A 24,320-nucleotide genomic window follows, 5' to 3' on the forward strand; every position below is an offset into this window, starting at 1 on the left:
AGAACGTCTTGCGCAATAAGGTCTATAAATACAATTACTTTGCTTGGGAGTGCTTCGTGCAAATTCATTAACTCTCTTTTTCACTCCGAATTAAACAACTCCGCAATATCACTTATTTAACCTACTAACAATGAGAATCAGTATAAGCAGCCAAATGTCATACTTGCAGCAAAAAGTAGACTATAGTTTAGTTTACATCCATCAGGCAATACAATTCTTCTGGTGTATTCCTACTACCATTTCAAAACCCATCGCAATTTTAAATTAGTATCTTCAGATCTTAGTTTTAAATTTACCCATGCTAGCAAGAAACTAACTATAATATCTGCCACTCAGGTAAAATTCTTTTGTTTCACTTGTATCAAACTGTTGTGGCAACAACAAAGTAAGGATTATTATTACTAATGTTTTTTTATTAATTATTAATATTTAACTACTAAATAAGTTATATCTATCCTGCTATTAGCTAAACAAATAAGGAACTTACAAAGTTGCTCAAAGCACAGTTACAGGCAATAAAACAATTTGTTTTTTCACCTTTAAGAGTGGCATTAGTCTAACATTGATTAATTAAAAATTGTTTAATATAACCCATATGGGAAAGAGTAAAAAAATGGAAGGTATACTGTAGAGAGCACATTTAGAGAGAAGATTTTCTTACTTTTTCTCTGCTTCCGTTGTCACCCCTAACAATCTTTTTCCCGCTTAGTACATCTTTGATTTCATCCCCTGTTAAAGTCTCAAACTCCAGCAGGTTTTCAGCAACAAGTTCCAAATCCTTGCGACGTTTAGTTAAGATATCCTTTGCCTTTCCATAACATGAAGATACAACTCGTTTTATTTCTTCATCTATAAGTTTCAAAGTGTCCTCAGAAATTATTTCAGAACTATGTACATTTTGTTCACGATTATGATATATCGGTCCTATTTTGTCGCTCATGCCCCATTTCATTACCATAGCACGTGATAAATCAGACGCCTGTTTTATATCTGAAGATGCACCGCTTGTAATTTTATCATAACCAAAAATTAGCTCTTCTGCCACTCTTCCACCCATGGCAACAGTTATATCTGCTATCATCTTTTCTCTTGTATGTGACACTCTATCTGTTTCTGGCAACCTCATAACTAAGCCTAGAGCTCTACCTCTTGGAATAATAGTTGCCTTGTGTATCGGATCTGAGGCAGGCATGTTAACAGCAACTATTGCATGACCGGCTTCATGGTATGCAGTAAGCTTTTTTTCCTCCTCTGTCATCATTAGAGACCGTCTTTCCACACCCATCATCACCTTATCGCGTGCATATTCGAAGTCATCCATAGTAACAATCTTCTTATTTCTTCTCGCAGCAATGAGCGCAGATTCATTCACTAAATTTGCTAGATCAGCTCCCGAAAAACCAGGTGTTCCTCTTGCAACTATTTTCACATTTACATCTGGCGCTATTGATATTTTCTTTATATGTGTACTTAATATCCTCTCACGCCCATTTATATCAGGCAAAGAAATAGTAATCTGTCGGTCAAAACGACCAGGCCTAAGCAGTGCTGGGTCTAAAACATCCGGACGGTTAGTCGCAGCAACTATTATCACACCTTCATTAGACTCAAAGCCATCCATTTCAACTAATAACTGATTTAACGTTTGCTCTCGCTCATCATTACCACCACCAAGACCAATGCCACGATGTCTACCCACTGCATCTATTTCATCTATAAAAATTATACAAGGAGCATTTTTCTTGCCTTGATCAAACATATCACGAACACGACTTGCACCAACGCCAACAAACATTTCGACAAAATCAGATCCAGAAATGCTAAAAAACGGCACATTAGCTTCACCTGCAATTGCACGAGCAAGCAGGGTTTTACCAGTCCCAGGGGAGCCAATCAAAAGACACCCTTTTGGTATTTTTCCGCCTAACACTTGAAATTTTTGCCTCTGTTTAAGAAAGTCAACAATTTCTATCAACTCTTCTTTTGCTTCATCAATCCCAGCAACATCATCAAACGTCACTTTCTTTCCACTAGTCATGAGCCTAGCTTTTGATTTGCCAAAGCTTATAGTTCTGTTGCCTCCTGCTTGCGTTTGTTTTAAAAGGAACAGCAATAAGCCAATAAAGATAAACGTTGGAATCCATTGGATAAGTAACCCACCAATTATGCTCATTGCAGAATCCCCAGTTGAAAAGGAGAATTTCACTTTTTTATCATGCAAGCTCTTTATTAAGTCACTATATATAATACCACTTGAATTAAAGCTTGATCCATCCCTAAACTTGCCTTCAATGCTCTGGTTCTTTATAACAATTTTTTCTACATCATTGTCTTCTAGTTTAGTTAAAAATTCTGAAAAAGGTATAGTTGTTTTACTCTTACCTATATTTCCGCTAAACTGAATATAAGCAACAGAAATAAGCACAATAATTACTAACCAAATCAATAAGCCTTCTAAAAATTTCTTCATTGTTACTTCTAACTAAATACCAGTTAATATTACCAAATTTTGTTTTACTGTACTATTAATAATGCATTGAACCTCACCACCATCAATGTTTTTTCCATTATGATTTAGGTGAGGATAAGCTAACACTTTTCCATCTTTTAACACTACAGGCAAAGAATAAAAAACTTCAGGGCAGCAATTATAATCCTTTAAAAATTTAGGAATCTTCTGTGTCTTTTTTAGCGGAGTAATAGTTACTGAACATTCCTGATCTCCAAGTATCGTACAGCTAAATCTATTATCCCACTCAATAGGACCATTTAATGGCAAACTTACAGATATTTCCTGTATCTTTGACGATTCTCTAATTATCAAAATACTCTCTCCGCATTTCCTTATTTTACATTCAGAAAGTGTACAATGAACATCGTTATCCTTTCGCAGTACTTTATTAAATATGGCAATAAGACTGTTATACCTTGGTTTATAGCGTTTGTTACTGATTACCATTATAGAGTAAAGAAGAAGCCTCAAGCTTATTTCTTCTGGCAATTTATAAAATTCACTTAGTTTAATTTCGATATAACCAAGGTCATGAATGTTAACACAATCATTGAATGCGAGGCATGTGTAGTATATCAATGCTTTCATGGCTCTTTTCATATGAAGAGTTGTGAGACATATTCGTTCCGTTAAAATCTCTCGATCATCACTTACTTTAAGTAAGTTGCGGTATAACGTGCGCCTATATTTTAAATCCTGGTTACTTCTATCTTCAACCCACTTCAGCTGATAAAAGTCAGCGTATTTTTTTATTCTACTACGGCTAAAACTTAATAATGGTCTCAATATGCAAACTCCATTTAAAGAGGATTTATAGTCCATAGATGACAGTCCATCCAGGCCACTACCACGCTCAAGTCTCAGTAGAAAAGTCTCTGCTTGATCATCTTTATGATGCGCAGTAAATAGGTGCTTAACATTGTTATTTTTGCACCATTTCGTTAACAGCTCGTACCGCGCTTTTCGTGCCTGCGATTGAATATTACCTTTGATATTCTGCTTCTCCCAGTTTAATATGAACGATTCTTTTGCTCCAAGTTCCTTTGCATAATTTACAACAAATTCAACTTCTTCCTGAGATTCTGGACGCAATCCGTGATTTACTGCTAATGCTATAGGGAGTAGACACTGTCTTTTTTTTGCCCAACTGATTATTAAATGCAATAAAGCTATACTATCTATACCACCCGATACTGCAACCGCAACTTTATTGTTATAGATAGCAAAACCGTCTATTACATCTTGAAGTAACGACTCTAATTCCATCATTCCACTACTTGTAAGCTGGATCTTACGTTGAGATACCGCGATGAATCGCGGTATGACAGAACTGCACTAGCCGTAATTAAAAAAACTACCTTTTCATTCTAGAAAATGAAAACTCTACCCTACGATTTTTAGCATGCTCTTTTTCATATTTAGAGTTCTTAGAATCATCTGCTACATAAACCAAAGGTTCAGTTTCACCCTTAGAAGCAGTTTTTATTCTATTTTCTAAGTAAGGTGTACAACTAACCATAAATTTTTTAGCCGCGTCTGCTCTTCTAGCACCTAGCGCAATGTTATATTCATAAGAACCACGATTATCAGTATGACCAATCAAAGTAACTCTCACATTAGGATCATTTTGCAACATTTCCACCACATCAAGCAATACATTTGCACCTGTTTCACTGATATTAGATTTATTATAATCAAAGAAAACCCTTTTTTCTTTCATCTGTTTTACAACAAAGTTCACTTTATTTGTTGTATTCACCTCCTTTTTTTGGCAAGAACTTATACCAGTAAACAGTAAACAAAAACAGCACATTGCAACCAACTTACTCCACATTACTAAACCTCCATAAATTTTAAATACAGTGCGTAACTTTAATTTTTAGTAGTTAATAGTTTCTCTATATTGCAATATAGTCAAGAAAAATAAAATACTAAACACTTTTTCTACAGTCTTACAATTAATTTTCTAATAAAATGCTAGGTTTTGGTAGAAAAATCCGGGAAGGTACAATTTTTTATTGTGATTTAAGTAAATATACTTTTAACTTTATTATTAATCTATTACGATATTAAACAGATATTTTCTAAAAAAGATGAACAAATATGAAATCTTACAAGTTTCTAGAAGAAGTATTACATAGGTTAAAGAATATTGAGAATACGCTAAAAGTACTAGATCAAAGTCAACTAAACGTAGAGGATAAAGTTGAACAAATGGGTCTTCTAGAAGAAATTAGACATGAAGTTATCTCTCACGACATAATAAAAGAGTCACTAGCAGAAGCAGGCGCTCCTAGCAGCAAAAAGAAAGGTGATAGTTGGCAGCTAAAGTTAATAGAGAGGATGCATAAAAGTAACAGTGCTATTCCCATTGATTTAGTAAAATCCCTATCCAAAGCTAAAATTGAGTGCCAAAATTTATGGAGGCTATCTCAATCTGAACCCAGTAGCTTAGAAAAGCTAAAAGAACGCTTTGCTGACTTAGTCAAACTTATTCGTGGAGTAGCTTCAATAAAATCGCAGCAACTAAAATGTTCAAAATATGATTCACTACTTGCTGACTATGACTCTGATATCACAGAAAAGGATATAAAAGAAATATTTTCTAAGCTAGGCAAATTTTTTAGCGACAATATAGATAGAATAATTGAAAAGCAGAAGAAAGACAAGACTACTAATATACAGAAGATTGCTACTCAAAAGCAGATTGAACTTGGCTCGTTATGTTTACAGCAAATAAGTGTTACGTCACATCATACTTTTTATCACTACCCTATAGATTATGATGAATCTGATTTTTGTTACGGTTTGTTTTTACTTTTACGGTTCAGTGGTCATGAAATTTATCAAAGATGTTTAGCACAAAACTCTATAAGTAGCTCATTTACAAAACACGTTATGTGTGAAGCTCAAGGATTATTCATGGAAAGAATGATTGGAACATCAAGAGAATTTATCAAGTTTATTCAACCGCATATAAAAGAGAAGCTTACTATAAAAGGCAAAGTTAATGCAAAGATCAATAATATTGATAACCTGTACTTGATTTTCAACAAAGTGAATCTTTCCTCTCCTTTAAAGAAGGCAGATGAATTTAGCCTGTTAGCCCACATCATGTTGAGAACCAAGTTAGAACAGGATATAATAAATGGTACGCTAGAGGTCAAAGACTTGCATGACGCATGGCTAGGAGGTATGGAACATTATAAAATCCCGGTAAAAGCTAAAAATGAACTAGACACTTATTTTCAAGATGAGTATTGGGTGAGCGGAACCATAGGCTATTTCCCCATTAAAATTATAGCCTTAATTATTGCTGTACAGATTTTTTCTTTCATAAAAAAAAATCATTACGAGTTTTTGGGTGCTATAATAAAGGGAAATTTCGGGTTACTCATTGGTTGGTTATCTCAAAATGTATGCAGTGCAAGGTGTGGTTTTTTGGATCTGCTGAGAAAAGTAACAGGCAAAGGTTTAGATGTTGAATGCTGTACTAGCTACCTGTCTGAAAAGTATGATTTATCTCAATAAAATGGTTTCCTCGAGTTATGTATGAATTTTTTTCAAAAAACAACCAGAAGGTTTTGTAACTTTTTCACTTTTAAAGGTTTATTTGCTAGCGATATTGCTATAGACCTTGGCACCGCAAACACTTTAGTTTATCAAAAAAATCAAGGAATAGTGCTTGATGAGCCTTCAGTTGTAGCAAGAATAAAGGAAAAGGGAAGCTATGTTCCTTATGCTTTTGGTAAAAAAGCTAAAATGATGCTCGGGAAAACGCCAGGAGAAATAGAGGCAATCAGACCACTAAAAGATGGCGTCATTGCCGACTTCAAAAGTGCGGAAGAGATGCTAAAATATTTCATACGCAGTGCAAATACAAAATTCACTGTCAATAAACCTAACATTATCATATGCGTTCCATCTGGGTCCACCCCAGTTGAAAGACGTGCTATACAAGACGCAGCAGAAAGTGCTGGTGCAAATGAAGTATTTTTAATTGAAGAACCAATGGCTGCAGCCATTGGAGCTGGACTTCCAGTTACTGAACCTGAGGGTTCTATGGTTGTTGACATAGGGGGTGGCACAACTGAAGTTGCAATTATTTCTTTAGGTGGAATTGTTTATTCACGTTCTGCTAGGGTAGGTGGCGACATTATGGATGAAGCAATAAGGTCATATATTCGTGAAAATCACAAGTTGTTAATTGGTGAGGCAACAGCTGAAAAAATCAAGAAGAGCGTAGGTTCAGCAAGCCTGCCGGATAAAAATAATAAAGAAGGGATGATGGTCAAAGGTAGGGACTTAGTGAGCGGTATGCCAAAAGAAATGCTTTTGTCAGAATATCAGGTTGTAGAGAGTTTAATAGAGCCTGTGCATCAGATAATCTCTGCTATTAAAACAGCATTAGAGAGTACTCCTCCTGAACTTTCTTCTGACATAGTAGATAAAGGAATAATTTTATCTGGTGGCGGTGGATTGTTACGCAATTTAGGTAAAGTTATCAGTGAAACAACAAAACTACCAGTACGCGTTGCAGATGATCCACTCTGTTGCGTTGCCCTTGGCAGTGGTAAAGTGCTTGAAAATATGGATTATTTTAGCCATGTTTTATTTAAGCAAGATTAAGTATAATAACTGTTTTGAAGGCAGTTTATTGAATTTTTTCGATGGAATTGTGCAATATAAATTAGATTACAGTAACTAATTAGCTATCACTATAGGTCAAATAAGTGACATTGCAGAGTTGTTTAATTACGGAGTAAGAAAGAGAGGTAATAAATTTGCACAAAGCGCTCTCAAGCAAAGCAATTGTATTATAGACTTTATTGTGCAAAATGTCCTGTTTTATACTTTATATGCAACCAAAGTCTCTCAATAAGACGGAGCTCTGGTGAGCATGGTAGCAGGTATATAATCTCGATATTTTTAGGTACCTTTAAATTTTTTGACCTATGTCAACTAGCACAGTTCATGACAAGAAAGGCTTCCCATGTTCTTAAATGTTGCAACATTTATTCAAGAAATATATTCATACAATCAATGTTGACATCCGGTGCAAATAAGCTAGAACTCTTTCCATTTCTGAGATTAACTGCACTGTAGAGATAAAATTTTTGTCTACCTAATTTTACTTTAACCCGTGTTCTAACACCAACTCCCACTGCACAAGGAACGGATAGATAATAATAGAAAAGAAGCCGTATTGAAGTAAATAAAACAGCAAGGTTTAAATGGTGTTGAAATCAAAATTATTAGGTGAAAAAATCGCGGAATCAGCGAAAGAAATGCTGAAGACAGTGTAAAACACGCATATGTTGGTTGCAAAAAAACTAAATGCTGTAATTGCAGCAAAAAAGCACAGCATAACAGCCATAGCAAAAATATGTTGCACTTCAAGAATATGCACTAACTGCATGGACAAAGCACCTAAAATTTAGAAGAGAAAAAATTGTTTACTTTCTCTCAACGTCATAGAAAAACCAGACTGAATCAGAGACAATTTGAACAAGTTGAAGTATGGCTATAAAAAAAACTAATACTACCATCAAAGAAATGGGGATAAGAATCTAGAAAAATTTGGCTTGAACGCCAGTAAGTCCATAGCACACCGTAATATACAAAAAATGAAGTTTTCATATACTACGCCAAGCCCAATTCACAATGAACAAGACAAAGGTAGATAGGAAGAGTTTAAAAAAAACTTAATTAGACTATTAGTAAGCACCCAAACAAGAGTTATTTTTCTTTAATGAATCGCAGTTTGGCATACACTCGAAAGTCGGACACGGATATTTAAAAATGGCGTTAGAACATAGGTTAAAGTAAAACCAGGCAAACAAAATTTTTATCTCTATAGTACAGTTAATCTCAGAAATGGAAAGAGTTCTAGCTTATTTGCACCGGATGTCAACATTGATTGTATGAATATATTTCTTGAATAAATGTTGCAACATTTAAGAACATGGGAAGCCTTTCTTGTCATGAACTGTGCTAGTTGACATAGGTCAAAAATTTAAAGGTACCTAAAAATATCGAGATTATATACCTGCTACCATGCTCACCAGAGCTCCGTCTTATTGAGAGACTTTGGTTGCATATAAAGCATAAAACAGGACATTTTGCACAATAAAGTCTATAATACAATTGCTTTGCTTGAGAGCGTTTTGTGCAAATTTGTCACCTCTCTTTCTCACTCCGCAATTAAACAACTCTGCAATGTCACTTATTTACCCCACTACCAATGAGAATTGGTATTACTTCAGTATGGCTTCTTTTCCACTATTGTCTATCCGTTCTTCATAAAGTGGGAATTGGTATAAAAACTTAAATTAAGGAGTTTCTTCCTAGTTTAGCAGATTTCTTCTATTCAGTGCTATTTAGTAAATTTCTCAAATATTTGTAGCTACCGTCATCCCGCTGCTTGTTAGCAGAATCTAGAGATACTGCAAATAAATCGTGGTATGATGAATTGGTCCAACATGTGACCAGGAAGAATAAGGTGTAAACCCAAGAGCATTGAAGCAGCAATGGTTGGTATCCTGAAAGTAATTAACACTGAAACCCTATTGTTTGTCTTAAGTCAATTCTGAAGAGACTAAAGATTATATGTACCAAAATCACTACTCTATTACTATAAACACAGTTGCCACCTTACATTTTTGAACTATTTCTCATACTAATTGTCAACTACCTCATTAAGAAAATGAAAAATATTTCTCTTGCCTTCAAGAAATTTGTTATATTGGTTGTGGTTACTGGATTTCATTTTTACTAGCACATTTTTTTAAGTAGTTAAATGGTCATTTATAATGAACTCTATCAGCAACCACACTAAGTTTCTTAGCTACTATGCAACAAAGCCATGTCAATATCAGTTACTCTGATAACAATAGAAAGTTGCAATTACCCAAGCAGCTAACACTGGGATTTAGTTTTTTTACACTGAACCCCATCATAGGATAAAGAGGAGCAAAATTTACCTATTTACTACATTTATTTATAAGTTATATGCTAAAAGAATTTAAAATTGAACCTCTATTAAAAGATAAAGCTCCACATCAAACCAAGGCTGTGGTCGCAATGTCCGGTGGAGTAGACAGCTCCGTTGCTGCAGTGTTGCTACATCACCTTGGGTATCAAGTAATTGGTGTGACTCTTCAACTATATGGCACTAATGGCAACGCTAATGCAAGAAAAGGTGCATGCTGCGCTGGACAAGATATTTACGATGCCAAGCGTGTAGCTGAAAGTACTGGATTTTCCCATTATATCTTAAATTATGAAAAAATATTCAAAAAGGAAGTGATAGAGAACTTTGCGCAAACCTATATGCAGGGAAAAACTCCTATACCATGCATAAAATGTAACCAAACAGTAAAGTTCCGTGATTTATTACAAGTCACAAAAAATCTCAGTGCAGACGTCTTAATTACAGGACACTACGTGAGAAGATTAGAAAAAAATGGCGAAGTAAAGTTGTATAGAGGCATAGATAAAAGTAAAGACCAAAGCTATTTTCTGTTTACCATAACAAAGGAGCAGTTGGAGCTTTTGAGGTTTCCACTTGGCAGATTCTGTAAGTACGATGTGAGGAAATTAGCAAAGTACTTTGATTTGTCAATTTTTGAGAAGCCAGATAGTCAAGATATATGCTTTGTTTCTGAAAGCTATAGCAAGACAATAGCTAAGCTAGCTCCACAATCTGTACAGAAAGGCAAAATTGTAGATGTAAATGGAAAAGTACTAGGCGAGCATAATGGTATAGTAAATTTTACAGTAGGACAAAGAAAAGGTTTGGGCATTGCACACAGTGAACCTCTTTATGTTGTAAGAATCAACACACAAAACAATGAAATAGTAGTAGGACCGGTTAACGCACTAATGCAAAGGAAAATATTGATCAAGGAGCTGAATTGGTTAGAACAACCAAAGGAAGGTATGGAAGTAACTGTGAAGCTCCGTTCATCACACTCGGGAAGTTTGGCAACAATATACCCAGTCAGAGAACGAAATAAAGCTCATATCATTTTAAACGACGATTACTTTGGCATTAGTCCTGGCCAAGCCTGCGTAGTATATAAAGATGAGCAAGTTATCGGCGGTGGCTGGATATGTTCTTAATTAGAGGTCCTATAGTGTTATATCAATTCCCACTGTACAAGAAACGGATAGACAATAATGGAAAAGAGGCCTTGCTGAAGTAAGTAAAATAGCGAGGTTTAAATGGCATTGAAATCAAAATTATTGGGCAAAAAAGTTGTGAAATTAGCAAAAGAAATGCTGAAGAAAGTGCGAAAAACACATATGTTGCAAAAAAACTAAATGCTGTTAATTGCAGCAAAAAGCACAGTATAACAGCCGTAGCAAAGTTGCATCAAGAACAGCACTAACTGCATGGATAAAGTACCTAAAATTTGGAAGAAAAGAAAAATTGCCTACTTCCCATCAATGTCATAAAAAAAACTAGATTGAATCAGAGTCAATTTGAACAAGTTGAAGTATGGATATAAGAAAACCCTAATATTATCATTAAAGAAATGAGAGTAAAAATCCAGGAAAATTTAGCTTGAATGTCAGCAAATCTACAGCACACCCTAATGTGCAAAAAACGAAGTTTTTGTATATTACTCTGAACCCAATTCATGTGAATAAGATAAAGGCAGATAGGAAGGGTTTAAAAAAAAACTTAATGAGACTATTAGTAAGCATCCTGAACAAGAGTTATTTTTCCTTGATGAATCATATAATTTAGCACATTCGAAAGTTGGACACGGGTGATTTAAAAGGGACACTAGAACACAGGTTAAAGTAAAATTAGGTAGACAAAATTTTTATCTCTACAGTGCAGTTAATCCAAAAATAGAGAGAGTTTTAGCTTATTTGTACCAAATATCAACACTGATTGTATGAATACATTTCTTGAATAAATGTTGCAATATTTAAGAACACGAGAAGCCTTTCTTGTCATGGATTATGCTAGTTGGCATAAATCAAGAAATTTAAAGGTGCCTACTACCTACTTACCGAGCTCAATCTTATTGAGAGGCTCTAGTTGTATATAAACAGAACATTTTGCGTAATAAAGTCTATAATACAATTGCTTTGCTTGAGAACGCTTTGTGCAAATTTACTACCTTTCTTTCTCACTCCACAATTAAACAACTCTACAACGTCACTTATCTGACCCATTAATAATGAGAATTAGCATGAGAACTTACTTTAATAATCAACAGATAAAATTACATCTAGGTTGTAAAATTGCGTAAGATACTTTTTACCATCAGAAGCAGTTATTTCCATTTTGGAAATAACTGCTTCCTCTTGTAATTCACCATATCCAAATATGTTTTTTATGTGTTTACTAATATCTAGAGATTGTACACAAAATAACTCTGCCATTTTTTGTGCAAGCCAAATGCTCTCTCATCCTGGTACAAAACATTAACCCTTATATCTCCATTTGAAGTTGTATATAATTAGGACTTCGTTTTCTACTATCTTTTCAGTTATTTTATGCTAGTTCTCAAATTTTGAAAATTTGCTTCATACTGTAGAGTATGTTTGGGTTGTTTATTAGTAGTTCTTAATAAATTGCTTGTGCTTTTCTATTTTACAGTTCCCAAGATATCCAGGTTTAATTCTCTTTTACTAGTTCTAATAATGCACTGTTTTTTGGACAAGTTACATCAATAATTTGACCTTTATGGTAAAGATAGCAATGCATTTTTGGAATGTGTGATAAGCTACACTCATTTAGGACTGCAGAGACTTTTGAAGTGTTTACTTTAATCCATCATAAAAACTACTATATAGTGTAATATTGACCTCACACCCGTGGCTTAATCTATAAATCAGTGCATGTTTTGTACTACACATTCCTCGTTTCTCATTGAGTGCTGATAAATAATCAGTATATCAAGATTACGTCCGTAAGGCAATCCACGTACAACTCTAGTGCCTTGTAGAATATAGTAATACTAAAAATTAAAAAGAGATTTAATATAGGTTTATGATGAGATAAACATATTAAATTTAAGTCATTTATATAACTGCTTATTTGTATGAAATTTACTTCTCACTTCAAAAGCTAACTCACCATAACTTTTATGTGGCGTTTTTTCCCCGCAGACAGCTTTATAAACGACTGATCTTTAAAGCTTTTAGAATTTATTACATAATTAACATCGTTTATAGTATTATTATTAACTTTGCATCCATTGCCATATATTAAACGCTTTGCAGCACCTTTTGAAGGTTCAAGACCTATATCGTGCAGCAGGTCTACTAAGGATATGCCATCTGCAACTTGTTCTCTTGTTATAGTATAATCAGGAAGTAGCAAGCTGTCTTCATTTTCAAAAACAGAGACTGCGGCAGATTGTGCAAGTTCTGTTTCTTTATCACCATGACATATTTTTGTCACCTCTGTTGCCAAAATTTTTTTTGCTTCGTTTATTTCTTGATTCTTTAAAGATTCCAGTTCTTTAATCTCATCAATTGGCAAGTCAGTGAAAAACCTTAAAAAACGCCCAATGTCTTGGTCATTAATGTTGCGAAAGTACTGCCAGTAGTCATAAGGTTTTAGCATATCACCATCAAGCCACACAGCCCCACTTTCAGTTTTGCCCATCTTTTTTCCCTGAGCACTCAACAAAAGAGGCGTAGTAAGACCAAACAACTCGGGTAAATTCAACTTTTTGCCAAGTTCAATTCCACTTACTATATTTCCCCACTGGTCCGATCCTCCTATCTGCAAACGGCAGTCATACTTTTTGTTTAATTCAGCAAAATCGTAAGCCTGTAATAACATATAATTAAATTCTAGAAAACTTAGATTTTGTTCTCTATCAAGTCTAGTTTTTACACTATCAAAACTCAGCATGCGATTTACAGAAAAATGTACCCCTGTCCCACGTAAAAAATCTATGTATTTTATACTATCTAGCCAATCTGCGTTATTTACTATAATTGCACCAGTCTTTCCATCGTTAAAAGATACCATTTTCTCAAGCACTTTTTTTATGCCAGATATATTTTGATTTATATCTTCAATAGGTAAAACGCTTCTTGCTTTATCTTTACCAGATGGATCGCCAATCTTTGTTGTGCCACCTCCAAGTAAAACTATCGGCTTATAACCAAATTTCTGTAGGTGACGAAGCATCATAATTTGGATTAAGTTACCAATATGAAGACTTGACGTTGTACAATCAAACCCAATATATGCGACTACGTAGTTATTTTGTAATAGTAGTTGGTCTAACCCTTCAATGTTTGTACATTGATATAGATATCCCCTTTCTTGAATGAGATTTAAAAATTCAGACTTGTATTTCACAGTTTGCTTTTATTAATTAAAATGATTCTAATCCACAAATCTTATAAATGGAAGAAAGTTAATTCCATAGTTCTTCTATTTTATAATACTCCCTTACTTCCGGCCTGAATATGTGAACCATTATGTCTTGAAAATTCAAAATCACCCAATTACCTTTATCCATACCTTCCACATCTATTTTACAACATTGCTTGAGATCTTTCATTACATGTTCAGCCAATGCCTTCACATGGCGGCTTGAATCACCAGATGCAATAATCATATACTTTGCAATGAAGGTTTTATTCTGCACATCAAAAGTGACTATATTCTGACCTTTATTTTGATCTATTATACTCACAATTGTGCTTTTTATTGATTTTGTATCACTGGATACATTAGTCATTATACTAGATTATATAATTTATTTATAATTATACACATAAAATCTCTGGATATGAACTATTTTTAATATAACCGTTTGCTAAGCAAGCAGTTTAAGCTTTTAGTGCAACAGACAGTATGTACAGCGCATATCCTTTTGTATATAATGAAAGGTAGTTTCTCCATTATATTTATTATGAGCAAGACTCTCATACACTTAATTGGCTTTCCAGGTAGCGGTAAACTTACTACTGCAAAAGAATTATGTAAGGTCATTGATGCGGCGATAGTAAGCAATAACCTTTTCAATAATATTATACTCAAAATTGTTAAATTAAGAAATGCTGAAGTTACAGTGACTTATGGAAAAAATTTTTGCAGTCAGAGAAAATATGCTAGCAATATTAGAGCAGTATTACATAAAATCAAAGCACTATATATTTATAAATGAATTAATAGACGGCAATCCACACGACCAAAAGTTATATAATTCAGTGGTAAACTTAAGCAAAAAATGGGTGTAAAAATTCTTCCCGTGGTATTACATTGCAATAGCAAGGAACTAGTAGAGCGCATCCAATCAGAAGATAGGCATCAGGGAAATAAAATTACCGATCCAGATTTTGCTATAAAGAAAATTGAAGAAAAAAGGTTATTTATACCTAAAGGTGCTTTTGAAATTAACAACTCGGAATTAAGCGCAAAGGGGGTTGCAAAAAAAATCGCCGATAAGATAAAAAACGGAAAAAGATTAGTTGAAACTTCTGTAACAAATAATTTAACAACAGGACATACTTGTGGTTGAGCAGAAAGATAAATATCGTCCCTGCGTTGGCATAATGCTATTTAACAAACAAGGACATATATTCATTGGAAAACGCTTTGATAGCGACTCTTACTGGCAAATGCCACAAGGGGGAATTGATGATGGTGAAAAGCTAGAGAAAGCAGCATTACGTGAATTGCTAGAGGAAGTTGGTACTAGCAAAGCAAAGATTATAGCTAAAAATAAGGATTGGATATATTACAACTTACCTGAGAAAATTATACCAAAATGCTGGAATGGAAGATATTCTGGCCAAAAGCAAAGGTGGTTCTTAATGAAATTTTATGGAGAGGATAAGGATATTAATATCAACTATACTGATCATCCAGAGTTCAAGGCATGGCGTTGGCAGAGTATAGATAATTTGGTAGCTAGTGCCATACCATTTAAAAAGGAAGTTTATAAAACAGTGATAGAAGAGTTTTCTTCTCAAATCAAAGTCTCTATATATTAATACTAATTCCCACTACATAAGGAACGGATAGACAATAATAGATAAAGAAGCTATACTGAAGTAAGTAGAGCGAGGTTTAAATGACGTTGAAATCAAAATTATTTGATAAAAAAAGTCGTAGAATCGACAAAAGAAACGCTGAAAAAAGTGCAAAATAACGCATATGTTGCAAAAAAACTAAATGCTGTAATTGCAGTAAAAAAGCACAGTATAACAGCCATAGCAAAAATATATCGCATTTCAAGAACAGCATTGACTACATGGATAAAGCTCTAAAATTTAGAAGAGAAGAAAAATTATTTGCTTCTCCTCAACTTTGTAGAAAAGCTAGATTGAATCAGAGTCATTTGAACAAGTTGAAGTATGGATACAAAAAAAACCTAATAAAGAAATGAGAATAAGAATTCAGAAAAAACTTAGCATGAATGCTAGCAAATTTACAACACATTGTAATATGCAAAAAATGAAGTTTTCATATATTACGCCAAGACCAATTCATGATAAACAAGATAAAGGTAGGCAGGAAGAGTTAAAAAACTTGACAAGACTATTGGTAAGGGTAAGCACCCCAAACAAAAGTTATTTTTCTTTGATGAATCATAGTTTGGCACATATTCAAAAGTTAAATACTGGTGTTTAAAAAAGGCGTTAGAACATAGGTTAAAGTAAAATTAGGTAGGCAAAATTTTTATCTCTATAGTGTAGTTAATCATTAGAAATGAAGAGAGTTCTAGCTTATTTGCACTGAATGTCAATGCTGATTGTATGAATATATTTCTTAAACAACTGTTGCAACATTTAAGAATACGAGAAGCCTTTCTTATTATGGACTATGCTAGTTAGTCTAAGTCAAAAAGAGGTATCTAAAAATATAGAGGCTATATACCTACTACTACGCCTACCTGAGCTTAATCCTATTGTTGGTTGTATATAAAACAGAACATTTTGCGTAATAAAGTCTATGGTACAATTGCTTTGCTTGAGAGCGCCTTGTACAAACTTATCACTCTCTTTCTTGCTCCACAATTAAACAATTTTACAATGTCACTTATTTAACCCATTAACAATAAGAATTAGTATCAATATCCATTTACTCAATCTAGTATACTATCTTTATAGTATGCATTATTTTCAAAAAAGTCAAAATGAAAATTAAGGCTTAACTTTATTTGCATGTATGAAAATAAAAAACCTCCTTATTTTCAATCTTGCCCAAAGACGAAAATAGAGAAGATTTTCTGCCTTTTTCCTCTAGTTGCTATTTCTAGTCTGTAATTCAGTTTGGCAAAATGATTACATGCACACCCTCCACAAATGATAGTTTGAGCTTTTCAAAAAACCAAAATTCCATATAATTTTAGTTATAAGTTATAGCTTATAGAAGAGACACTACCATAGATCTATTAAACATGCACAATTTTCTAAAAAAACGAGCAGTATCATCTTCGCATAGTGTAAAATGCCCCCATTTAAGTTCTATGTTGTCCATATAATCAACTTATTAAAAAGAATTATGAACTTCTTAAGAGAAAAAAACACTCCCGTGATAGAGCAATATTTAAGACTAAAAGCTCAATATCAGGACCATCTGTTATTTTATAGACTGGGAGATTTTTATGAGTTGTTTTTCGATGATGCTATTAAAGCTGCGAAGTTGTTGAACATAGTACTAACTAAAAGGGGTAATTCGTATGGGCAAGAGGTGCCGATGTGTGGAGTGCCAGTACATAGCAGTGAATCTTACCTTCATAAGTTAATAGATTTAGGATTCAAAGTAGCAATCTGCGATCAGTTAGAAACCGCTGACGAAGCAAAAAGGAGAGGTTATAAATCTATAGTAAAACGCGATGTAGTGCGAATTATAACTCCAGGAACAATTGTTGAAGACTCGCTATTAGAAGATAAAAACAACAATTATCTTGCATCTATAGTTGAGCAAAATGGGGAGTACGCTATTGGTTGGCTTGAATTGTCAACGGGAAAATTTTTTCATACCTTAACGAATTTAAAAGCTCTGGACAGTGATCTATTACGTATATCACCAAAAGAATTACTAATTCCTGATAAACTTGCTGAGGATGAAAAAATCAGATCAATTTTAAAAAATTATAAAATATCGATTACGCAGCACGTACAGAGCTTTTTTGAGTATAACAAATCTCATAGAACTCTGTGCGAATTTTATAAAGTTAGAGAACTTAGAGTTATAGGAAATTTCAGCAAAGTGGAGATTATGGCGTGTGGTTCGCTGCTTGAATATGTTAGAGTAACGCAAAGAGGCTCTATTCCAAGGCTTGAATTACCAAAACCCTATAAGCAGCAAAATTTCATGTTTGTTGATATCTCAGCAAGAAGAAATCTTGAGTTATTTTCAACTCAATTTGGTGAAAAGAAAGGCTCGCTAATTTCAGTTATTGATCACACAGTAACAGCTTTTGGTGGGCGTTTGCTAAAACAAATGCTTGCATCACCACTTGCTTGTTCTAAGGCGATTAACTTGAGGCTCAGTACCGTTGAATTCTTTGTAAATAATCATGAATTACGCAAGAAAATACGGGAAATACTATCTAACATTTCAGACATTGAAAGGTCTCTATCACGCTTAATACTGGGACGTGGTTCACCAAAAGATATTAATTTATTAAAAATAGGCCTTGGGAAAACTTTAGAGTTATCTGAGTTCTTATGTAAAATCGAACCTCTCTTACAACAATGTGTCATCCCAGTACTTGACATCAGGGTCCAACAGCCAGTGTCGCACGCTGGAATGACAGTAAAATCAGATGAAAATGAACTTAGCATGATACATAAAAGCCTTGGCAACCATAAAGACCTATTAGAGCTTTTAAACAGCGCTGTGCTTGATAATAATCTCAGTTCTGTGAAAGAAGGAGGATTTATTAATCCAAAATATAATCAAGAGCTATCTGAGTTATCCTATGTGTTAAGTAATAGCAACAAACTAATAACCAAACTTCGTGAATCTTACCGTGATCTGACCGGTATTGCTGCGTTAAAAATATTGCACAACAACATATTAGGCTATTACGTTGAAGTATCAGCGAATCACAAAATAACTTCGGATATATTTATTCATAGGCAAAGCTTAGCAAATAGCACGCGCTATACTACTAATGAATTGAAAGAATTAGAAAATAAAGTTCTTACGGCACGTGATGCTATAATCAGCTTAGAAATAAAAATCTTTAGTGAACTGTGTAGTAAAATTGCCAAAGAATCTGATGGGATTGCTCTTGCTACAAATGCTTTGGCAAAACTTGATATCAGAACCGCGTTTGCAGAGCTTGCAGTACAAAATAATTACACAAAACCTACCATTGACAATAGCAAGGAATTCAATATCTGTAATGGAAGACACCCAGTTATTGAAATTAACGACAAGTTCATTGCAAATAATATCAATTTGGCTGGTATACATCTAATTACTGGTCCTAATATGGCTGGAAAAAGCACTTTCTTAAGGCAAAACGCTCTCATTGCAATTTTAGCTCACATGGGTTCATTTGTGCCAGCAGATAGTGCACATATTGGAGTAATTGATAAGATATTCAGCAGGGTTGGCGCAACAGATAACATAACAGCTGGTTATTCCACCTTCATGGTGGAGATGCTTGAAACAGCAACCATAGTCAACCAGGCAACAGACCGTTCCTTGGTAATACTTGATGAAATTGGCAGAGGAACAGGAGTGTATGATGGTTTATCTATTGCTCAGGCGGTGATTGAACATATTCACAATGTAAATAAGTGCCGTGCTATCTTTGCAACTCATTATCATGAATTAACTAAAGTAAGTAAATACTTAAAGAGTGTAAAATGTTTTTGCGTGAGAATAAAAGAATGGAAAGGAGAAGTGATTTTTTTACATGAAGTAGTTGAGGGCGTTGCAGATGAGTCATATGGAATACACGTGGCAAAACTTGCTGGTTTTCCTGATCCTATTTTAAATAGAGCAAGCGAAGTGCTTAAAGAGCTAAAAGTTTAATTAGGAAAGTCGTTAATTGCAAAATTTAATACAAGTAGTAAAATAGAATTACTTAATAAAAAATATATGTTAATTAATACAACATTGGAGCTGGAGAATATATGTGAAGAGTTAATAGCAAAAAAGCCGAAGTTTATAGCAGCTGACACGGAGTTTATTAGAAATCACTTAACCTATTACCCAAAATTGTCATTAATTCAAATTTCTTATGGAGAGAAGAGTTTCATTGTAGATGTATTAGCACCAGAGGTTGATTTATCATTTATTAAGAAAATCATGCTCAACCGGGAAATAACCAAAGTGTTCCATAGTTGTCGGCATGATATAGAATCTTTATTCACTGTGTTTAAGTGTATTCCTGTTCCTATTTTTGATACCCAAGTTGCTGCTATGTTTTGTTATTATTATCACGACTTTATTGGTTACTCAAAAGTAGTAGAGCAATATCAAGGGGTAGTGTTAGATAAAATTAAAGCTAAAAATTCAGATTGGTTAAGAAGACCATTGTCCAAGGATCAATTAGATTACGCAATAAGTGATGTGGTACACCTATATGACTTACACCAAATACTGTGCGATAGACTTGAAGAAAATGGCAGAATAGGCTGGTTTCATGAAGAGATGGAATCAGTAGTTGACATAAATAGATATTTGCATAGTCCAAAAGATGCATGGAAGAAGATTAAGTTTAATTATAAGGTAAATCCAAAACTGATGCTAACTATTAAAGCAGTTAGTGAATGGCAAGAGACCTTGGCACAGCGTTATAATATAAATCGTAATAAGATAGTGAACAATGCTGTGGTAGCTGGTTTTATTGAAAAAAATGTGGAACACGTTGATGAAATTTTGGATGATCTTAGGAGGAACACAAAAAATATAAGAGAGGAAGATTTATTAGAATTTATAGATGTTTTTAATGAGAATGAGAAAAATTTTGTGCAGCAAGATTATACTCTGTTAAATAATTATGATAGGTCTATATTCGATATGCTCTCAATTATTTTAGAGAGCAAATGTAAAGAAAATAACATATCAAGAAAATTGGTTTCTTCAAAAGATGAATTAGTTGAGTCAATGTCCGGGCAGGTAGATAAATTATTCAAGGGATGGAGATATGATTTTTTTGGTATGTCAGTTGAGTCATTTTTGAATGCAAACTCAAAGTTTGAAATTTCAGTGGTAAAATCTACAAATAATACAGTCAAAATTCGGAGTGATTTAGTAAAGGCAAGTTGTGGATTAAAATCAACTGCAGAGACCTAATGAGTCTACTATACCTTTTACTTGAGAGAGGACATATTCTTTACTTGCTCTGGTGTCAATGGTAAAGTCACTCATCTGCATTTTTTTTTTAACAGGTAGTTGGATACTGGAAATTAGATCCAGCTTTTTTTTATTCATATTACGTTCACTGAGCCTTTGAGCTTGTGTAGCACTATCTGCATAGACGAAAACAATAAAGTCGCAATATAAACAAAATCTCACTTCTAGTAAAAGTGGAATGTCTAAAACTAAGAGTTTCCTATCGACCTCTTTCTCCCGAGCAATAAAAATTTCTAGTTCATTTCGCACAGCAGAATGAACTAAAGATTGGAATTGTTTCCAATTTTCATCATAAGCTAAGAAATATTTGGATAATACTGTTTTATCTATTTCACCATTTACTATTGCTCCAGGGAATTTTTTTTTTGCATAGCTTATTATGTTTTTGTCCATTCTATAAAACTGGCGTACAACAGAATCAGCATCAAATACAGCAGCATCAAATCTCTTAAAGCAATTGGCTATAAAGCTCTTCCCCACTCCAATTCCACCTGTTAGACCTATAATCATACAACAAAAAACACATTATGAAGCTATACTTACAGTAGCTACTTTTTTTTATGTGTCCACTTATACTAATTCTCATTGTTAGTAGTTCAAATAAGCAACATTGTAGAGTTGTTTAATTGCGGAGTGAGAAAGAGAGGTAATAAATTTGCACAAAGCGCTCTCAAGCAAAGCAATTGTATTATAGGCTTTATTACGCAAAATGTTCTGTTTTATATACAACTAAAGCCTTTCAATAAGTTAAGCTTTGGTGAGTACAGTAATATGTATATAATCTTGATATTTTTAGATACTTTTAAGCCTTTTAAATTATGTCAATTAGCACAATTCATGACAAGAAAGTCCTCTCGTGTTCTTAAATATTACAATATCTATCCAAGAAACATATTTGTACAATCAGTGCTGATATTCAGGGCAAATAAGCTAGAACTCGCTCCATTTCTAGAATTAAATTGCACTGTAGAAATAAAAATATCTATCTAATTTTACTTTAATCAATTTCTAACACCCTTTCTAAACCATCTATGTCCAACTTTCAAATGTGGGCCAAATCGCGATTTATCCACGGCGAATAACTCTTGTTCAGGATATCACTAATAGCCTCATTAAGTTTTTTTTTAACTCTTCTTGTTTACTTTACCCTGTTTATTGTAAATTTGGTCCTAGTGTAATATACAAAAAATTCATTTTTTGCATACTATAAGTATGCTGTAGATTTGCCAACATTCAAGCCAAATTTCCCCTGGATTCTTATTCTCATTTCTTTAATGGTAACATTAGGGTCTTCTTGTATCCATACTTCAAATCGTTCAAACTAACACTAATTCAATCTAGTTTTTCTACGACGCTGATGAGGAGTAAACAACCTTTCTTCTCTTCCAAATTTTAGGTGCTTTATCCATGCAGTTAGTGCTGTTCTTGAACGCAACATATTTTTGCTACGGCTGTTACACTATGCTTTATTTGCTACAATTACAGTACTTAGCTCTTTTGCAACACATGCGTTATTTTGAACTTTCTTCAGCGTTTCTTTCGCTGATTCCATGACTTTTATCCAATAATTATTGATTTCAACATCATTTAAACTCGCTACTTTACTTACTTCAGTAAGGCTTCTTTTTCATTATTGTCTATACGTTCCTTGTATAGTGGAATTAGTATTAGGAGCCTCTCTTAAAGAGAGAACATTTCTCGCCTTTCCTCCAAGAGATATACTCTGCAATAACCTTAAATATACCACCAATATTGATGTAAGTACTCCAAGATTTTAGCATCCTGGCATAAAAGAAATTAATATGGTTGACAGAGTCATTAATATAATTGAAAGCAACAGAGCAACCTTTCTTCCATATCTATCGCCAATATGGCCAAATATAGTAGCAGCGACCAGCCTCATTAGAAAAAAACCTCACTGCAAACACTCCAAAAGTCTTTAGTATGCTAGCTAACTGACCGCTGATGAGAAAAAAACATCGCAGGTTATGTTTATAGGCACCAAAAAGCATGTGATTATGCTACAGTAAAGTGTTACAAATTAAACTTGATAGTATTACTTTTATTATTTGCTGCACAATCTTTTACATTCAGAGTGTGAAGAGTGAAATAAATCAGGAGATTTTGTGTCCACTTATTACATATAAATTCAAAAGGGGAAGAGCTTTGAGTCTTCTAGCACAACTGCAAGCTATAACAAAGTTGTAGATTTGAATCGCTGATACAACTAACTTCCTAACCTTAGCACTTTTTAAAGTCTCATTTATACGCCAGATTTACTCAAGGTAAAAAAACTTGACATCCCTTTAATGTTTTACATAATTATATATGTATAGAGAAAATCTAAAAAGTTTTTGTCTAGTACAGTTTTTTATGCCCATTTAATAGCTTTTTCTGAGCGGGGTATTTTTCAATCGGGAAAAAATAGAGAATATGTGGAAATTTATATGGCTAAGTCGTTTTGAACGATTCGTTAGTTAACAAAAAATCTTTTGTTAGAGCATTTATATAGTATCGAGAAAAAAAGATTACTAAGTATATGACTTAATCAAGAAAGTCAAGGATAGTATTATTGCTCTAGATAGAGTAAACCATCAGAACGGGTACAGAAAGCAAGCAACAGTTTTGACAAAATAAAAGCTTTTATAGGGCAGAAAAAAGAAATATTGAAATATATTATGTTCTTCTTAAAGAAGATAAAGTAAGAGAATTTCTTAAAAGAGTTTGAACAAATGCAAACAGATTTCTTAAGAAAAAGCAAAAAAACTACCTTATCTTAGCAATGGAAAAGCTAAAGATATTAACTATAGTATACCTAAATCTAGCAGCAATAAATCAAAATCAGTATATAAAAACACTTTATGAACCTATTATAAGTGAAAATCCTGGACATGCTGTACTAATAAAGAAAAATTCAGATAATAGCCTTGCATTTTATGACCCTAATTATGATGCAGTTTTTATCTGACAGAAGAACAGCTATATAGGGCTGTACAATCATTTTATAGCTACATGAGAATAAGCAAACTATGTATTGTTGCACTACTTATCTTATCAACCTCAGCTATTGCTGAAATGCCACAGCAGTATATGGTTATAATACAATTGCCGGTGTATCACTTATAATTTGTTTAGTAGATTTGTCAATTTTGTGTTGCTTAAACAAAAAATTAATGCTGCAAATGTATAATACTATTATATCAGCCGATAGTATAACAGCTCTTTGTAAAGAGCATGAAACTGAATTAGAAAATCTTATAGATAGGTATTGTGGTAATGAATGACAAGTCAAAGAATGCAGCTGTTATAACCGATCCACAAGTAAAAAGTATAACTGAGAAAAATTTAATTTTGGACAACCCCATAACTTATACGTGTTGAGTTAACTCATAACTTCTCTTTCAGTGGTATGATCTACTCATTTACTCAGGGGCTATATATCACGGTTTGTTTTATATCATAGTGATATGCCTTATTTTTTTTAATACGGGA

16 protein-coding genes and 5 pseudogenes are annotated in these 24,320 nt (G+C 33.6%); 12 read left to right on the plus strand and 9 right to left on the minus strand.

The genetic code is table 11. From position 1 onward, the window contains the following. Positions 1-640: 640 nt before the first annotated feature. From ftsH to GO684_RS01310, 3 genes are all read right to left on the minus strand, one after another. The gene (ftsH, locus tag GO684_RS01300; protein ID WP_175938249.1) at positions 641-2,470 is read right to left on the minus strand and encodes an ATP-dependent zinc metalloprotease FtsH; all 1,830 of its coding nucleotides are present in this window, start codon (positions 2,468-2,470) and stop codon (positions 641-643) included. Positions 2,471-2,482: 12 nt separating this feature from the next. After that, positions 2,483-3,778 (minus strand): tRNA lysidine(34) synthetase TilS, encoded by a 1,296-nt coding sequence (tilS, locus tag GO684_RS01305; RefSeq protein WP_175938334.1) that lies wholly within the window; start codon positions 3,776-3,778, stop codon positions 2,483-2,485. Positions 3,779-3,866: 88 nt separating this feature from the next. After that, a complete protein-coding gene (locus GO684_RS01310) occupies positions 3,867-4,346 on the minus strand; it encodes an OmpA family protein (protein WP_175938250.1) in 480 nt (159 codons plus the stop codon). A 269-nt stretch (positions 4,347-4,615) separates the two neighbouring features. Here GO684_RS01310 and GO684_RS01315 point away from each other — a divergent pair, with 269 nt between their 5' ends. Together GO684_RS01315 and GO684_RS01320 are read left to right on the plus strand one after the other, a co-directional pair. After that, positions 4,616-6,043 (plus strand): gluzincin family metallopeptidase, encoded by a 1,428-nt coding sequence (locus GO684_RS01315; protein WP_175938251.1) that lies wholly within the window; start codon positions 4,616-4,618, stop codon positions 6,041-6,043. Between the two features lie 21 nt (positions 6,044-6,064). Beyond that, positions 6,065-7,141: a rod shape-determining protein gene (locus GO684_RS01320; protein WP_175938252.1), complete on the plus strand. Its 1,077-nt coding sequence runs from the start codon at positions 6,065-6,067 to the stop codon at positions 7,139-7,141. Between the two features lie 79 nt (positions 7,142-7,220). On the opposite strand, the pseudogene GO684_RS05120 reads toward GO684_RS01320, so the two are convergent. Next, positions 7,221-7,668: pseudogene (locus GO684_RS05120) on the minus strand (transposase); the annotation flags it as partial. A 78-nt stretch (positions 7,669-7,746) separates the two neighbouring features. Between GO684_RS05120 and GO684_RS01330 the strand changes: the two are divergent. The 3 genes and pseudogenes from GO684_RS01330 (at position 7,747) to GO684_RS01340 (ending at position 11,707) form a co-directional block, all read left to right on the plus strand. Beyond that, positions 7,747-8,760, plus strand: a pseudogene (locus GO684_RS01330) (IS630 family transposase). A gap of 763 nt (positions 8,761-9,523) precedes the next feature. After that, positions 9,524-10,636, plus strand: coding sequence for a tRNA 2-thiouridine(34) synthase MnmA (gene mnmA / locus GO684_RS01335; protein WP_175938254.1), 1,113 nt, complete (start codon positions 9,524-9,526; stop codon positions 10,634-10,636). A gap of 102 nt (positions 10,637-10,738) precedes the next feature. Next, positions 10,739-11,707 (plus strand): annotated as a pseudogene (locus GO684_RS01340) (IS630 family transposase). Between the two features lie 27 nt (positions 11,708-11,734). Here GO684_RS01340 and GO684_RS01345 read toward each other — a convergent pair. From GO684_RS01345 to rsfS, 3 genes are all read right to left on the minus strand, one after another. Next, a complete protein-coding gene (locus GO684_RS01345; protein ID WP_175938256.1) occupies positions 11,735-11,914 on the minus strand; it encodes a hypothetical protein in 180 nt (59 codons plus the stop codon). Positions 11,915-12,602: 688 nt separating this feature from the next. Then, a complete protein-coding gene (gene tyrS / locus GO684_RS01350) occupies positions 12,603-13,853 on the minus strand; it encodes a tyrosine--tRNA ligase (RefSeq protein WP_175938258.1) in 1,251 nt (416 codons plus the stop codon). A gap of 58 nt (positions 13,854-13,911) precedes the next feature. Next, the gene (gene rsfS / locus GO684_RS01355) at positions 13,912-14,238 is read right to left on the minus strand and encodes a ribosome silencing factor (RefSeq protein WP_175938260.1); all 327 of its coding nucleotides are present in this window, start codon (positions 14,236-14,238) and stop codon (positions 13,912-13,914) included. 174 nt (positions 14,239-14,412) lie between these two features. Here rsfS and GO684_RS05125 point away from each other — a divergent pair, with 174 nt between their 5' ends. The 6 genes and pseudogenes from GO684_RS05125 to GO684_RS01380 all read left to right on the plus strand — a co-directional run bounded on the left by GO684_RS05125 (position 14,413) and on the right by GO684_RS01380 (position 20,768). Further along, on the plus strand, positions 14,413-14,667 hold the full coding sequence (locus GO684_RS05125) for an ATP-binding protein (protein ID WP_246228187.1): 255 nt from the start codon (positions 14,413-14,415) through the stop codon (positions 14,665-14,667). Between the two features lie 63 nt (positions 14,668-14,730). Next, positions 14,731-15,021 (plus strand): hypothetical protein, encoded by a 291-nt coding sequence (locus GO684_RS05130; RefSeq protein ID WP_246228188.1) that lies wholly within the window; start codon positions 14,731-14,733, stop codon positions 15,019-15,021. Continuing rightward, a complete protein-coding gene (locus GO684_RS01365) occupies positions 15,014-15,496 on the plus strand; it encodes an RNA pyrophosphohydrolase (RefSeq protein ID WP_175938262.1) in 483 nt (160 codons plus the stop codon). The genes GO684_RS05130 and GO684_RS01365 overlap by 8 nt, the downstream gene beginning before the upstream one ends. An 80-nt stretch (positions 15,497-15,576) precedes the next feature. Further along, positions 15,577-16,560, plus strand: a pseudogene (locus tag GO684_RS01370) (IS630 family transposase). A gap of 449 nt (positions 16,561-17,009) precedes the next feature. Beyond that, positions 17,010-19,502, plus strand: a complete 2,493-nt coding sequence (mutS, locus tag GO684_RS01375; RefSeq protein ID WP_175938264.1) for a DNA mismatch repair protein MutS — start codon at positions 17,010-17,012, stop codon at positions 19,500-19,502. Positions 19,503-19,568: 66 nt separating this feature from the next. Next, a complete protein-coding gene (locus GO684_RS01380; protein ID WP_175938266.1) occupies positions 19,569-20,768 on the plus strand; it encodes a ribonuclease D in 1,200 nt (399 codons plus the stop codon). On the opposite strand, the gene coaE is transcribed toward GO684_RS01380, so the two are convergent. After that, positions 20,751-21,338, minus strand: a complete 588-nt coding sequence (gene coaE, locus GO684_RS01385; protein WP_175938269.1) for a dephospho-CoA kinase — start codon at positions 21,336-21,338, stop codon at positions 20,751-20,753. The genes GO684_RS01380 and coaE overlap by 18 nt on opposite strands. Before the next feature lie 78 nt (positions 21,339-21,416). After that, a pseudogene (locus GO684_RS01390) lies at positions 21,417-22,380 on the minus strand (IS630 family transposase). Between the two features lie 1,230 nt (positions 22,381-23,610). Here GO684_RS01390 and GO684_RS01395 point away from each other — a divergent pair. Further along, the gene (locus GO684_RS01395) at positions 23,611-23,796 is read left to right on the plus strand and encodes a hypothetical protein (RefSeq protein WP_175938271.1); all 186 of its coding nucleotides are present in this window, start codon (positions 23,611-23,613) and stop codon (positions 23,794-23,796) included. Positions 23,797-24,320 lie beyond the last annotated feature (524 nt).

Source organism: Wolbachia endosymbiont of Litomosoides brasiliensis (genome assembly GCF_013366805.1).
GTDB lineage: Bacteria > Pseudomonadota > Alphaproteobacteria > Rickettsiales > Anaplasmataceae > Wolbachia.